The organism is Halomonas sp. V046 (genome assembly GCF_052645355.1).
The window spans coordinates 169,807-183,328 of the sequence record NZ_JBQXYF010000001.1 but is presented as its reverse complement, the minus strand read 5'-3'; the positions used below and the strand labels follow the sequence as shown (position 1 = coordinate 183,328).

Genomic DNA, 13,522 nt, shown 5'->3' with positions numbered 1-13,522 from the left:
GGCGCTCAACGGATCGCGGGAACCTTACGGCCGGAGCCCGGCCGGCAGCTCTAGTCGGTGCTGTCCCGCTTTAAGTCTCTCGCCGATGAACTGACGGTCCATGACGTGGGTGGCGGAATCGGCCAGGGCGTCGACGATGCGATCGGCCATGGCTTGTACGTTGCCGAGGCTGGTATCGTCGGCGAACAGCGAGATGGTCTTGATCGCCTTCAATAGGCCCAGCAGGGTGCTCTGGTCATCGGCGCCGTAGCTCAGCAGCGGGATGAACAGGCGGTGCAGCAGGCTGTCGAAGCGTTCCACCTTCCAGGTCACTCGGCGGCGGCCGTCGGCGTCGACCAGGGTATTGGCCGGCTGCCACTGCACGTAGAGACAGAGCAGGTCGGTAATCCTGTGCAGGCACAGTCTTGCGGTGCCCGGGTCGTTGATACCGGGTGACAGCGCCTTGATGGCGACTTCCATCAACTGGGTCATGCCATGGACAAAGTGTTCGTCGATCGATTCGCCGTCGAGGTAAGTCAGCGTCGATAGCACTTCACTGCACCACTCCTCGTTAGGGGCGTCGTCGCATTCCAGGCTGATGATCGGCAGGCCCTCGACGACGTAGTCGCCGAAACGAAAGTGCAGGTGAATGACGCCGCCTATGCGCTCGGCCAGGGCGGCGAGCTTGGGCAGATCCGCGTTCTGCAGATAGCCTGGGTAGTTGGCGTTAAGCACGTGGAGCTTGGCATCCATGGGAGGCGCCGAAGGAAGAAAGCGCCAGGCATCATCTTGCTTGTCGCGCATGCGCTCCATGGTCTTCTTGGTCGTGTCGTGCAACCCCGTTACCACGGCATCGATCTGGATGGACTGAGAGGTGTTGTGAATGAAGTAGACGAACAGCGCCAGGCTATGAATGACCATGGCGCAGGCAGCGTAGACGGCGAAGGAGCGCCACGCGGCCTCGCCTTCACCGACATCGGGCACGATCAGCAGCATCAGGATGAACAGGATCGTGCCCAGATAGTGCCCCAGGACCCACTGGTTGGCGCGCTCGGAGACCAGGCCGAAGACGAGCTTGTGGGAGAAGTTTCCACCGGCCTGGGACAGCACCGACATGACCGTGGAAAAGCTGAACACCACCAGTGAGATCATGCCGCCGAGCAGGGCGCCGAGCAGGGCCTGGGTGTTGCCTGGCGAGGCCAGGCTTAGGCGTCTGATCGCCTCCGGCAAGATGTCGTCGGTCATGGGGGGCATCAGCGCCATAAGGCCGAGCAGGCCGTAGCCAATGGCCGCCAGCGTCGGCAGGTAGGCGATGCTGTTGTAGAAGGCTCGCGCCAGTCTTACCGGGTGGAAGGTCAGCGATGACATCGGTTCATCCTTGGCATGGTCGGTAGACGCACATCGATACACGATTCACGACACGTGGCGTGGTACCCGAGAGAGCGGTCACGACGATTGGGCAAACGGCCTTGGCGGCCAATCGGGATGAGACGCCAGGCGCTCTCTGTCTTATGCGGTGTTCTGCAGCTTCCTGCAAGCCAGGCAGTAAACGCCGGCAGGGATCAGTCTGCGCGACACCGCACAGGTCGCGTGCCTGCGTGCCGTTGGCAAGACGTTCCGCCGCATTGCGCATGAGGAGAGGCGGCACCCGAATGCCCAGGCTGCCTCGTGGCAGGCGGATCCGGCGAGTTCGGGTGCCTGGCGTGGCCAGGCGAGACAAGAGAGACAAGGTGGGGCCGGCGGCGGCCAGCGGCGTTGAAGCGGGCCCGCAGGCACAGGGGGAAGCGTGCGCAGGCATCGAAGCGTCGGCAGCGAGCGACGCACCACCCCAGACGACAGCGCCATCGCCCCGAGGGAGCGATGGCGCTGTGTCGTGCGCTTTCGGCCGGCTCGGCCAGGTGTTCACGGGGCCGAGCCGCTGTCGCCAAGATCAGGCGTCGATACGCTTGTACTTCATCCGATGCGGTGTGTCGTCACCGACGCGCTTCTTGTGGTCCGCCTCATACTCGGTGTAGTTGCCCTCGAAGAACTCCACCCTGGACTCGCCTTCGAAGGCCAGGATATGGGTGGCGATGCGGTCGAGGAACCACCGGTCGTGGGAGATCACCATGGCACAGCCGGGGAAGGCCAGCAGGGCTTCTTCCAGGGCGCGCAGGGTCTCGATGTCCAGGTCATTGGAGGGCTCATCGAGCAGCAGCACGTTGGCGCCTTTCTTCAGCGTCTGGGCCAACTGCAACCTGCCGCGCTCGCCGCCGGACAGATCGCGCAGGAACTTCTGCTGATCGTTACCCTTGAAGTTGAAGCGGCCCACGTAGGCTCGCGATGACACCTCATAGCCGTTGATGTTGAGCATGTCCTGTCCGTCGGACACGGCTTCCCACACGGTCTGCTTGTCATCGAGGGCGTCGCGCAGCTGTTCGACGTAGGCGATATCCACCGTCTCGCCCTTGACCACCTCGCCGCTGTCCGGCGCTTCGGTGCCCTGGACCAGCTTGAACAGGGTCGACTTGCCGGCGCCGTTGCCGCCGACGATCCCGACAATCGCGCCCTGGGGCACGCTGAAGTCCAGGTCTTCATACAACAGCTTGTCGTCGAAGCGCTTGGAGACGCCGTGGAACTCGATGACCTTGTCACCCAGACGCGGTCCCGGCGGAATGTAGATCTCATTGGTCTCGTTGCGCTTCTGGAAATCGCCGGACTGCATTTCCTCGAAGCGGTTGAGACGCGCCTTGCTCTTGGCCTGGCGGCCCTTGGCGTTGGAGCGCACCCACTCGAGTTCCTGCTTGATCGCCTTCTGGCGTGAGGCCTCCTGCTTGGCTTCGCGCTCCAGTCGGTTCTCCTTGGCCTCGAGCCACTGGGAGTAGTTGCCCTCGAAGGGAATGCCCTGGCCGCGGTCGAGCTCGAGGATCCAGCCGGCGACGTTGTCGAGGAAGTAGCGGTCGTGGGTGATTGCCACCACGGTGCCGTTGTAGTCGTGGAGAAAGCGCTCGAGCCAGGCCACCGATTCGGCATCCAGGTGGTTGGTGGGCTCGTCCAGCAGCAGCATGTCGGGGCTCGACAGCAGCAGACGGCACAGCGCTACGCGGCGGCGCTCGCCACCGGAAAGGTTGCCGACGCAGGCATCCCAGGGCGGCAGGCGCAGCGCATCGGCAGCGACTTCCAGCTTGCGCTCGAGGTTGTGGGCGTCGGCGGCCTCGATGATGTTTTCAAGACGCGCCTGTTCGGCCGCCAGGGCATCGAAGTCGGCATCCGGCTCGGCGTAGGCGATGTAGACGGCGTCGAGCTTGGCCTGGGCCTCCTTGATCGCACCCAGGGCCTCTTCGACCGTCTCGCGTACGTTCTTGGTGTCGTCGAGTTCCGGTTCCTGGGGCAGGTAGCCCACGTTGATGCCGGGCATCGGGCGGGCTTCACCCTCGATCTCGGTGTCAAGGCCAGCCATGATGCGCAGCAGGGTCGACTTCCCGGCGCCGTTGAGGCCGAGTACGCCGATCTTCGCGCCCGGGAAGAAGGACAAGGAGATGTCCTTGAGGATCTGCTTCTTGGGGGGCACGACCTTGCCCACCCGGTTCATGGTGTAGACGTATTGCGCCATGGAAACTCGCCAGTTGTTGAGGGTTCGCGGGGTTAGTGACTTGCGTGGCCCACGATGATAGAGCCCGGAGGCGGGAAAGGCCAGCCGGGGGCGTTAGGCCCGGTGCCAGGAAGCGTGATCGATCGGCTCTGCTCTCAGCGCCGATGATGGGCCGAGCAGAGCCAACGTTGGGTCGAGCGACGGGTTCCGGCGGTGGCTATTCTTCCTCTTCTTCCTCGTCGTCGCCCCAGCCATCGTCGATGGCTTGCTGCAGGCGGCGCTCTTCGAGCAGGGCCTCGACGCGTCGTCGAGCGCGCAGGGTGTCGGCACGACTCGTGGGGCGACTGTTGCGACTGTAGTCTTCGTCGTTGACCGCCTCCTGGTCGGAGAGGTCGAGATAGGCATCATCGAGAAGGGTATCACGGCTCATGCGGGGATCTCCCATGGCCAGGCCACTCGGATTCGAGCGGCACGTCACACTCACTTATTGCCCATTCTGGTGGGCGAAAAGCGCCAACAGGACCGCACAGGATCCTTGTTGGCTGTATAAGCTCGCTGAGGGCAAAGTGCAAGATGTCGCGGGTGATTTTTTCGCCTTCCTGGCCGAGCCGAATGGTACCGGCCAGGACAAGGCACGACCGGCGGCCGGTCGCTAGTCGCCTGTCGGGCGGAGGCGCTCGAGCTGCGCCAGCGCCACGACTCTGTCGGTAACGTCTTTCTGTACGCCGATGAAATACGTCAGGCTGTCCTGCTCGTCGAACATCGGGGTCAGCGACAGCTCGTTGTAGAACAGCGTCCCGTCCTTCTTGTAGTTGCGCAGGATCTCCTGGCAGGAGCGCTGTTCCTTGAGGGCCTGGCGGACGCGGTCGAGTTCGGGCTGATCGGTATCGTCGTTCTGGAGAAAACGGCAGTCGCGGTAGAGGATCTCATCGGCGCTGTAGCCGGTCAGGCGCTCGAAGCCCTGATTCACGTAGATCAGGATGTGTTCGTCCCCTTCCTTTTCGGCCACCACGATGCCATCTTCGGAGGCATCGACGATGCGTTCGAGCAGTTCGGGGCTGATCATGGGCGGTCGTTTCATCGGATGTCCTATCGCTTGGCCTTGATCCGCCGCCGAGGGCGTCGCCCCTCGGCACATGGTGTCGGTAGTCTCTGCCGGGTGTGAGCAGACGTCGGGACTAGCAGCGGCGGATTTGTGCCTTAGGATGGCCAGACGCCTCGTTTAAATCAATCGTCCCGGCATTTCACCCTTCCCGTGACCCGCGAGGAAGGCGCATCCTTGCCCGTTCTGCATGCCGACCGCTCACGCGTAGGCACCAGGCTCGGACTGGGACATGCTGCGCTAGTCTTCGACCTCGGGTAGGCGCCGTGCGGTAGCGGCGGCGAGGGCGGCGATGGCAGCCAGCACCAGCAACAGCCCGTCGGCCCCGAGCCACTGGGCGAGCGCCCCGACAACGCCACCGACGGCGAGCATCAGGATGCCGGTAATGGTGTTGGATAGCGCCACATACAGGGCGCGATTGTCGCTGCCGGCCATGTCGATGATGTACGTCTTTCGCCCCAGGCGGACGCCGGAGTGGACGATGACCAGTAACGCGTAGATCAGGGCATAGGGCCACACCGTCGTGGCAACCGACTCGGGCCACCAGCTTAGCGAGGCTCCCAGCAGGCAGCAGACCGCGGTGCCGACGGCGCCATCGCGCATGACGGTCTTGCTCGAGACATCGGAGCGCTTGCCCCAGATTGGGCTTGCCACCATTCCTGCGAGCCCGGAAACCACGATTAACAGCCCCAGGCCGCCGAGCTCGGTGCCAGTGCGCTGCTGACCCATCAGCGCCACGTACGGTAGCGCCAAGGCGCTGGACAGTAGCAGTGCGCGGGTAATGTTGAAGTGACGGAAATTGGCGTCATCGCGCATCAAGGCAAGGCCGGTCTTGACCGAATCCCAGGCGTTGGCACCACCACCGGTGGCGCCGGGCTCCTCGATGATGGCGGCGGCGCATAGTGCATTCAGTGCCCAACCGAGTGCGGCAACCAGCAGCAGCACCGCCAGGGCGAGTTCACCGGGGCGATCATCGAACAGCAGCAGGACAGCGCCGGCGGCCAGGGTCACGGCGCCGGCAACGCTGCCGCTCCAGCCCATCAGGGTGCCGCGACGCTGCTTGGCGATGGTCTTGCCCATGACATCCTTGGTGGCGATGGACGACAGCCCGCGGGCGAGCGATAGCGCAACCAGCGCCAGCAGGACAAGGGCACCGCCACTACCGCCATGGCCGGCCAGCGCCAGCAGGGCAAGGCAGACAGCCGCCGCCGCCTGGAGGATTCCTCCGAGCACCCAGACCCATTTGCGTTCGGGCTTGAGGCGAATGAACCCGGCCACGAACAGTTGCGGCAGCAGGGCTCCTGCTTCGCGAATCGGTACCAGCAGACCGACCATCCAGGTCGGAGCCCCCATCACCCCGAGCAACCACGGCAGCACCAATCGCGCGCTGGAGAGTTCATCGGCCAGCTTGTTGCCGAGTGCCGCCACCAGATGGAGAAAGAAGTTGCGCGGCTGCTCATGGCAGGCACTTTCGGGAATGTCCTTGCACAGGCGACTGTCCTCGTCGCCGGTAAGCCATTCGTAGAGCTTGGTCTGTGGGATCAAGGGTCCTCTCCTGTGTCCTGGCTGGTATGATCGCGGGCTGCACGCATTATTTCCATGACAGGAGATTGACGGTGTCACGCGTACGAATTGTCTACTGTACCCAATGCCAATGGTTGCTGCGCAGCGGCTGGTACGCTCAAGAGTTGCTCTCGACCTTCGGCGAGACCCTCGAGGAGGTCTCCCTGGTCCCCTCCCAGGGCGGGCGTTTCGAGATTCTCATCGATGGCGAAGTGATCTGGGAGCGCAAGCAGGACGGAGGCTTTCCGGACGTCAAGACGCTGAAACAGCGCGTCCGCGACCGCGTCGAGCCCCAGCGCGATCTCGGCCACGTGGATCGTTGAGCGCGCACTCGCGGCAAAAGCCTTCACAAGGCAAGCACTCCCTGGCGCTCCCTGCCTGCCGCCAGGCGACTTGATCCGACCCGCCGCTGGAGCCCGCCTGCGGCATCCGGCGAATGTCGGTTCGCTCCCCCGCACCCATTCCAGCACAAGGATGTGAGATGAATACCGATAGACAGGCCATGGCCTTCGGTCTTGGGGCGGTGGCGCTATGGTCCACCGTGGCCACCGCCTTCAAGGTGGCGCTGAGCCATATGAGCCCACTGGAACTGATGTGGATCGCGGCGCTGGTGTCCTGGGTACTGATGGGGGCGCTGGTGGTACAGCGCGGCCAGGTGAGCGAGGCGCTGCGTCGGGGGTGGTCCACGGCGTTGTGGGCCGGGTTGATGAACCCGGTGGCGTACTATCTGGTGCTGTTCGCGGCCTATGATCGCCTGCCGGGCCAGGAGGCCATGGCGCTGAATTACACCTGGGCGTTGGCCATGGCCCTGTTGGCGGTGCCGATCCTGGGGCAGCGCTTGACGCGCATGGACATCGTGGCCGGGTTGGTGGCTTACGCGGGGGTGTGGGTGATCGCCACCCGAGGGAAGGTCTTCGAGGTGGCCTTCGCCGATCCTCTCGGCGTTGGTCTGGCGCTGGTCTCGACACTGATCTGGGCTCTTTACTGGCTCCTCAATGCCCGTGACCGGCGCTCGCCGATGGTTGCCCAGTGGCAGAACTTCAGCGTCGGCGTACCGGTGTTGACGGCCTTGCTGCTGTTCGGGCCGGGCTTCCAATGGCACGGCGGCGTGGCGCTGGGGGCGGGTGTCTATGTCGGGCTCTTCGAGATGGGGATTGCCTTCGTGCTGTGGCAGTTGGCCGTGCAGCGAGTGTCGCGCACGGCCAAGGTGTCGATCCTGATTTTCCTCTCGCCGCCGATCTCGCTGATGTTGCTGTATCTGGTGGTCGGCGAGCCGATACTCCTCTCGACCCTGGTTGGCTTGGCATTGATCCTCGCCGGGCTTGGCCTGCAGCAGTGGCAGACGGCGCCGCCGCCTCAGGATGAGGCGGCCCGCTGAGGCACCGCGGCGGCGCCCGGGCTGGTGGTGTGAGCAGCCTCGGCCCGGGGGGCGTTCAGCAGCGGCTCGAGCCGCGGCCAGACGTTGTCGAGCAGGCGCGGCTGGGCCTCGGCGGTGGGGTGGATGCCATCGTCCTGCATCAGCGCCGGATCCAGGGCGACGCCTTCCAGAAGAAAGGGCACCATCGGCACGTCGTGGCGCTCGGCCAGGGTGTCGAAGACACCGGTGAAGGCTTCGCGATAGGCGGGGCCGTAGTTGGGCGGGATGTCGATGCCGAGCATCAGGACCCGGGCGCCCGTCGCCTGGCTCGCCTCGATCATGGCGTTCAGGTTGGCTTGCATCTGTGTGGGCGGCAGTCCACGCAGGCCATCGTTGCCGCCGAGCTCAAGCAGAACGATGTCCGGGGCGTGCTGTCGGAGTAGCTCAGGGAGCCGCGTCGCGCCGCCGCTGGTGGTCTCGCCACTGATGCTGGCGTTGACCACTCGGGCCTTGTCGTCGAGTCGATCGGCGAGCAGGCTAACCCAACCGGCGTCGCGCTCGATGCCGTAGGCCGCGCTCAGGCTATCTCCCATCACCAGCACGACGGGCGTCGAGTCGTTGCTCGGGGCCTGGCGGTTCACCGGGGCCGAGGCCTGGGCGTCCGCTTGTGCCAACGCCATGCCGGAGAAACCGCCCAGCAACAGGGCGATCCACATGACCAACCCGATGCGTCGGCCGCCCCTACCGTGTCGCTTGATCCACCTGCCAGGGAAATCGTCTGTCATGCCAATGCCTCCTGAATGCTCATCTGCACCGATTCTTCATGCCCACGGGCTTGGCAAGCGGGTCGCTAGCGGCAGCCGTGAACTCGTTATCCTGAGCGAGCTGGAGCTTGCCGTATACCCTGGCGAGAGTGTCGCCATCCTCGGCCAGAGCGGCGCCGGCAAGTCTACCTTGCTGGGATTGCTCGCGGGCCTGGATGCGCCCAGCGAGGGCGAACTCAGGCTGTTTGGCCAATCCCTGGCGGCGCTGGACGAGGATGGCCGCGCGGCCCTTCGCAGCGGCCGGGTCGGTTTCGTCTTTCAGAATTTTCAGCTCCTGCCGACCCTGACCGCCCTGGAGAACGTGCTGCTGCCGATGGAGGTGTCGACCCTCACCGGCCAGACCCAGCGCGCCAGGGACTGGCTGACCCGGGTCGGGCTCGGCGAACGCTTCGATCACTTGCCCAAGCAACTCTCCGGTGGCGAGCAGCAGCGTGTCGCCCTGGCCCGAGCCTTCGTCACCGCTCCTGAGCTCGTGTTTGCCGATGAGCCCACCGGTAATCTCGACCCCGATACCGGCGAGCGCATCATTCAGACCCTGTTCGACCTCAACCGTTCCGAGGGCACGACACTGGTGCTGGTGACCCACGATCACGCCCTGGCGCGACGCTGTGATCGCTGTCTGCGCTTGACCGAGGGAGGCCTGGCGCCGATGAGCGCCGAGGAGGTGGGCGCATGAGCCTGGCCGTATCGTCCTGGCGAGCCAACCTGATGCTCGCCACACGTAGCCTGAGACGTGACCTGCGGGCCGGCGATGTGCGGGCGCTGGTGATCGCGCTGACACTGGCGGTGGCGGCTTCGACCATGATGGGCTTCTTTCTCGACCGCCTGGAGCGTGGCCTGACCCGCCAGGCCACGCAGATGCTTGGTGGCGACCTGGTACTCGAGCAGTCCGAGCCCTTCGGGTCCAGCTTGCGTCAGCAGCTCGAGCAGGCGGGCATGCGTCTCAGCGATCAGGTCGATCTGGTCTCCATGGCGAGCCGTGACGGCGCCTTTCAGCCGGTCAGCATCAAGGCGGTGGACGACGCCTACCCGCACTACGGTGCGTCGCGCATCGATCGCGGCACAGGCACCGAAGCGGTCCCCGCGGGGCCCCCGCCCGGTGAGGTGTGGCTCGCCCCACGCCTGGCGCGCCTGCTCGATATTGCGCTTGGCGATGTGCTGACGCTCGGGGCGGGGGAGTTTACCGTCGGCGCCTGGATCGAGCGCGAGGCCGACCAGTCGGCGGGCTTTGGCAGCTTCAACCCAAGGGTCATGATGCACGTCGAGGACCTACCGGCCACCGGGCTGATCCAGCCGGGCTCCCGGGTCGAGTTCGAGATCCTGGCCGCGGGGCCGCCAGCGGCCGTCGAGGCGGTGACGCCACTGGTCGATGGGTTGCGCAGTGACGGGGTGGAAGTGCGCGATGTACGCCGCGACCGCCCCCGTCTCGGCAGCGCCCTGGAACGTGCCGAGACCTACCTGAGCCTGGCCGGGCTGGTGGCCGTGCTATTGGCCGGCGTGGCGGTGGCCATGGCCACGCGACGCTACGTCGAGCGCCACCTGGATACCGCCGCGCTGATGCGCTGTTTCGGTGCCTCCCAGGCGACGCTGTTGCGGGTGTTTGGCCTGCAATTGGCGGCGATCGCGGTGGTGGCATCGATCATCGGCGCCGTGCTCGGCCTCGTCGGTCAAGCGCTGCTGCTGGCTGTGATGGCCCGTTTTCTGCCGCTCGAGTTGCCGGCGCCCGGATGGCTGCCCCTGTGGCTCGGCATTCTCACCGCGCTGGCGGTGCTGGGCGGCTTCGCCGGCCCTAGCCTGTTGCGGCTTAAACGCGTTCAGGCGCTCAAGGTGCTGCGCCGCGAGTTGGACCCGTTGCCGGCCTCGGGGTGGCTGATGATAGCGGTGGCGACGGCGTCTTTCGGCGCCCTGATGTGGCTGTATTCGGGCGATCTGTGGCTCGCCGTCGGCCTGCTGCTGGGCGGGCTGGTCGCCCTGGCGGCGCTGTGGTGGCTCGGCGGCCTGATACTGGACGCCGTGCTGCGACTGGCCGCCCGCCTGGCGGGTGGCGACCCCCAGGGCTGGCGCAACGCCCTCGCGCTCGGCTCACGCCAGCTTGCCAGGCGCCGCAGTGCGAGTCTGGGGCAGCTACTGGCCTTTGCCGTCACCTTTTTTGCCATGGCCATGATCACCCTGGTGCGCGGCGACCTGCTGACGACCTGGCAGGCCCAGTTGCCCGAGGACACGCCGAATCACTTCGCGATCAATATCCAGCCAGGCGAGCGTGATGCCTTCGAGAACCGTCTGACGGAAATCGCCGAGGCTCGCAGCGCGCTCTATCCCATGGTCCGAGGACGAATCACGGCGATCAACGGAGAACCACCGCGCGAGGCGGTGCCGCAGGAGGCCCGCGGAGCCAATGCGCTGCGCCGCGAGCTCAACTTGACCTGGCGCGACACGCTGCCGAGCGGTAATCGTGTGGTGGCCGGGGAGTGGTTCGCTCAGGCCGCCGAGGCCGGTGGCCTGTATGCCACCATCGATGCCGATGCGTCGCCGCCGATCTCCCTGGAGCGAGAGTTGGCCGAGCGCCTCGGGCTCGCGCTTGGTGATCGGCTGACATTCACCATCGGAGCCGACGAGCTCACAGCCACCATCACTAGCCTGCGCGACCTGGATTGGGAGAGCTTCCGGCCCAACTTCTACGTGATCTTTCCGTCTGGGGTGCTGGAGCGCTACGGCCACAGCTTCATTACCGCCTTCTACCTGGATCCGGACGGGCGTTCGCGTCTCGGTGAGCTGGTGAGCCAGTTTCCTGGTGTCACGCTGCTGGATGTCGAGGCCCTGCTGGGTCAGGTCCGAGACGTGCTGGGCCAAGTCACCCGAGCGGTGGAGCTGGTGCTGGTGTTCGTCTTGCTGGCCGGCGTCAGCGTGCTTTATGCCGCGCTGATCGCGAGCCAGCCGGTGCGTGCCCACGAGAGCGGGCTGTTGCGGGTGTTTGGCGCCGGCAATCGCCTGATGTCGCGTATTCAGTGGGCGGAGTTTGCCGTGCTGGGTTTCGCCAGCGGCCTGCTGGCGGCGCTGTTGGCCGAGCTCGCCACGGCGGCACTGTACCTGGCCTGGCTGGACCTGCCGGCGCGGCTGCACCCCTCGCTATGGCTACTGTTGCCGACTGCCGCGGCGCTACTGCTGGGGCTAGTGGGTCATGGCTTGTCGCGAGGCCTTCGCCGCCAGGCGCCGGCGGCGAGCCTTGGCCTGTTGGGAGAAGCCTAGCGGCGTCGGCGTCCCGTGACGCCGGCCGGGCCCGGGTATCGCCGCTGTGGTGGCCGAGCCGCTCGATCGAGCCTAGTGCCGGACTGGTCGGCGCCGACAATGCAGGTCAAGGTGTCCCGAGTCCTGGACGCGTGCTGTGAGGCACGGACGCGACGCGTTGCCAGGGTGGCCACGGGCTTCAGAAGGGCACAGGAGAAGCGAAGATGACCGAAGACGAGCGGCGCTACCGGCTGCTGACGGCGCAACTGGCACTGGCCGAGGAAGCCGACCAGTCGGTGGTCCTGCTGGTGGCAGGCCACGCGGGCACCGGCAAGGGTGAGCTGATCAACCGCCTCAATCACTGGCTGGAGAACCGCCTGACCGAGGTCCATGCGCTGGTGCCTGGTGACGCAGAAAGGTGTCGTCCTTACTGGTGGCGCTACTGGCGGCGCCTGCCGGCGAAAGGGCGGATGGGCATCTTCGTCCATGGCTGGGTGGGCGACGCGCTGATGGCTCGCGCCGAGCGGCGCCTGGGCGATGGCGCCTGGCGTGACCGGTTGGCCGAGATCTGCGCCTTCGAGGCCGAACTTGCCGCCGATGGCGTTCGGCTGATCAAGCTGTGGCTTGAGATCGACGCCGACGTTCAGCGCGACCACCTCGAGGCCTTGTCTCGTGATCCCGCCACCCGTTGGCAGGTCAGTGACGACAAGTGGCGACGCCATAGCCAGCACGGCGTGATCGACCGCCTGGCCCGGGAGCTGCGTCATCACACCGACAGCGTGGCGAGCCCGTGGGTGTGTCTTGGCGGTGATCCGGGGCGCGACCTGCTGACCCCGGTGGCCGACGGCTTGATCGCCCTGCTCGAGGGCCGCAAGGCCAGCGTGGCCTCGTTCCAGGAGCTACCCGCCACGGCCGCCTCCTGTGGTGTGAGTCGACCCGTTACCCCGCGGTCCACCAAGGCGCCGAGCCTGCCGAGGTCTCGCCCCACCGCCAAGCGGCTCAAGAAAGCCGAATATCGCCAGCGCCTGGCCGATGCTCAGGCCCGCCTCGCGGGCCTGGCTCGGGCCGCCGTTCATCAGGGCATCCCCCTGGTGGTGGTATTCGAAGGCCATGACGCGGCGGGCAAGGGCGGCAGTATCCACCGCCTGACCTCGGCTCTCGATGCCCGAGTCTACCGGGTTCATCAGATAGCCGCCCCCAGCGATGAAGAAGCTCGATACCCTTGGCAGTGGCGTTTCTGGCAGCGTCTTCCCCGCGATGGCCGAGTCGCCGTGTTCGATCGTTCCTGGTACGGCCGAGTACTCGTCGAGCGCGTGGAAGCGTTCGCTGCGGAGAGCGACTGGCGTCGCGGCTACGCCGAGATCCGTCACTTCGAGGGGGGCTTGCTGGCCCATGGCGCGGTGGTGGTGAAGCTGTTTCTGGCCATCGACAAGGACGAACAGCTCAAGCGCTTCGAATCCCGCGCCGAGACGCCCTACAAGCGCCACAAGTTGACCGATGAGGACTGGCGCAACCGCGAGCGCTGGGATGACTACCGTGAGGCCATCGATGAGATGTTCGCGCAGACCCACACCGACGCCGCCGAGTGGACGCTGATCGATGCCAACGACAAGCGTCGCGCGCGACTGATGGTGCTCGAGGAGATCAGCCGGCGACTGGCGGCACGCTTGCCGCTATCCTGAATTAGCACATAACTGTCGAGGCCGCTGACAGGCCGGTCGACCGAGGGACTAGCGGGCGGTTCGGCCGACCGGAGTGCGAGCGAGTCGCTTAGAGTCTGTGCCGCGACGTTGCGCTGTGACATGCTTGGGACCCTAGTCAACAGGGCTTGGCTCGGACTGATGATGTCGAGCCGGCAGGATGTTCGGCGCAGGCCGGATCCAACATTCACCAGGGAGGTG

Annotated in this window: 11 protein-coding genes; 5 read left to right on the top strand and 6 right to left on the bottom strand. The window is 65.8% G+C overall.

All coding sequences use genetic code 11. The annotated features are described in order from the left end of the window. Positions 1-24: 24 nt before the first annotated feature. From ACUN9Y_RS00765 to ACUN9Y_RS00745, 5 genes are all read right to left on the bottom strand, one after another. Complete coding sequence (locus ACUN9Y_RS00765) at positions 25-1,347, bottom strand: DUF2254 domain-containing protein (protein ID WP_445458769.1); 1,323 nt, start codon at positions 1,345-1,347, stop codon at positions 25-27. Positions 1,348-1,909: 562 nt separating this feature from the next. Next, a complete protein-coding gene (ettA, locus tag ACUN9Y_RS00760) occupies positions 1,910-3,571 on the bottom strand; it encodes an energy-dependent translational throttle protein EttA (protein WP_445458768.1) in 1,662 nt (553 codons plus the stop codon). Positions 3,572-3,767: 196 nt separating this feature from the next. Next, positions 3,768-3,980 (bottom strand): PA3496 family putative envelope integrity protein, encoded by a 213-nt coding sequence (locus tag ACUN9Y_RS00755; protein ID WP_445458767.1) that lies wholly within the window; start codon positions 3,978-3,980, stop codon positions 3,768-3,770. 222 nt (positions 3,981-4,202) lie between these two features. Next, positions 4,203-4,631, bottom strand: a complete 429-nt coding sequence (locus ACUN9Y_RS00750) for a PAS domain-containing protein (RefSeq protein WP_445458766.1) — start codon at positions 4,629-4,631, stop codon at positions 4,203-4,205. A gap of 261 nt (positions 4,632-4,892) precedes the next feature. Beyond that, entirely contained in the window at positions 4,893-6,197 is a 1,305-nt protein-coding gene (locus tag ACUN9Y_RS00745; protein WP_445458765.1) for an MFS transporter, read from the bottom strand. Positions 6,198-6,268: 71 nt separating this feature from the next. Here ACUN9Y_RS00745 and ACUN9Y_RS00740 point away from each other — a divergent pair, with 71 nt between their 5' ends. Both ACUN9Y_RS00740 and ACUN9Y_RS00735 read left to right on the top strand, forming a co-directional pair. Further along, entirely contained in the window at positions 6,269-6,538 is a 270-nt protein-coding gene (locus tag ACUN9Y_RS00740) for a SelT/SelW/SelH family protein (protein ID WP_445458764.1), read from the top strand. Positions 6,539-6,696: 158 nt separating this feature from the next. Then, on the top strand, positions 6,697-7,593 hold the full coding sequence (locus tag ACUN9Y_RS00735) for a DMT family transporter (protein ID WP_445458763.1): 897 nt from the start codon (positions 6,697-6,699) through the stop codon (positions 7,591-7,593). Here ACUN9Y_RS00735 and ACUN9Y_RS00730 read toward each other — a convergent pair. After that, complete coding sequence (locus tag ACUN9Y_RS00730) at positions 7,572-8,165, bottom strand: arylesterase (RefSeq protein ID WP_445459074.1); 594 nt, start codon at positions 8,163-8,165, stop codon at positions 7,572-7,574. The genes ACUN9Y_RS00735 and ACUN9Y_RS00730 overlap by 22 nt on opposite strands. Before the next feature lie 190 nt (positions 8,166-8,355). On the opposite strand from ACUN9Y_RS00730, the gene ACUN9Y_RS00725 reads away from it, so the two are divergent. From ACUN9Y_RS00725 to ACUN9Y_RS00715, 3 genes are all read left to right on the top strand, one after another. Next, positions 8,356-9,072: an ABC transporter ATP-binding protein gene (locus tag ACUN9Y_RS00725; RefSeq protein WP_445458762.1), complete on the top strand. Its 717-nt coding sequence runs from the start codon at positions 8,356-8,358 to the stop codon at positions 9,070-9,072. Next, the gene (locus tag ACUN9Y_RS00720) at positions 9,069-11,642 is read left to right on the top strand and encodes an ABC transporter permease (protein WP_445458761.1); all 2,574 of its coding nucleotides are present in this window, start codon (positions 9,069-9,071) and stop codon (positions 11,640-11,642) included. Before ACUN9Y_RS00725 ends, ACUN9Y_RS00720 begins: the two co-directional genes overlap by 4 nt. A 203-nt stretch (positions 11,643-11,845) precedes the next feature. Further along, entirely contained in the window at positions 11,846-13,303 is a 1,458-nt protein-coding gene (locus ACUN9Y_RS00715) for a hypothetical protein (RefSeq protein WP_445458760.1), read from the top strand. Positions 13,304-13,522 lie beyond the last annotated feature (219 nt).

Excerpts from the sequence above, each read along its gene's own strand:
- ACUN9Y_RS00720 (WP_445458761.1), top strand. The coding sequence starts at position 9,069 with ATGAGCCTGGCCGTATCGTCCTGGCGAGCCAACCTGATGCTCGCCACA.
- ACUN9Y_RS00725 (WP_445458762.1), top strand. The coding sequence starts at position 8,356 with ATGCCAATGCCTCCTGAATGCTCATCTGCACCGATTCTTCATGCCCAC.
- ACUN9Y_RS00755 (WP_445458767.1), bottom strand. The coding sequence starts at position 3,980 with ATGAGCCGTGATACCCTTCTCGATGATGCCTATCTCGACCTCTCCGAC.
- ACUN9Y_RS00735 (WP_445458763.1), top strand. The coding sequence starts at position 6,697 with ATGAATACCGATAGACAGGCCATGGCCTTCGGTCTTGGGGCGGTGGCG.
- ACUN9Y_RS00715 (WP_445458760.1), top strand. The coding sequence starts at position 11,846 with ATGACCGAAGACGAGCGGCGCTACCGGCTGCTGACGGCGCAACTGGCA.
- ACUN9Y_RS00730 (WP_445459074.1), bottom strand. The coding sequence starts at position 8,165 with ATGGGAGATAGCCTGAGCGCGGCCTACGGCATCGAGCGCGACGCCGGT.
- ACUN9Y_RS00765 (WP_445458769.1), bottom strand. The coding sequence starts at position 1,347 with ATGTCATCGCTGACCTTCCACCCGGTAAGACTGGCGCGAGCCTTCTAC.
- ACUN9Y_RS00750 (WP_445458766.1), bottom strand. The coding sequence starts at position 4,631 with ATGAAACGACCGCCCATGATCAGCCCCGAACTGCTCGAACGCATCGTC.
- ettA (WP_445458768.1), bottom strand. The coding sequence starts at position 3,571 with ATGGCGCAATACGTCTACACCATGAACCGGGTGGGCAAGGTCGTGCCC.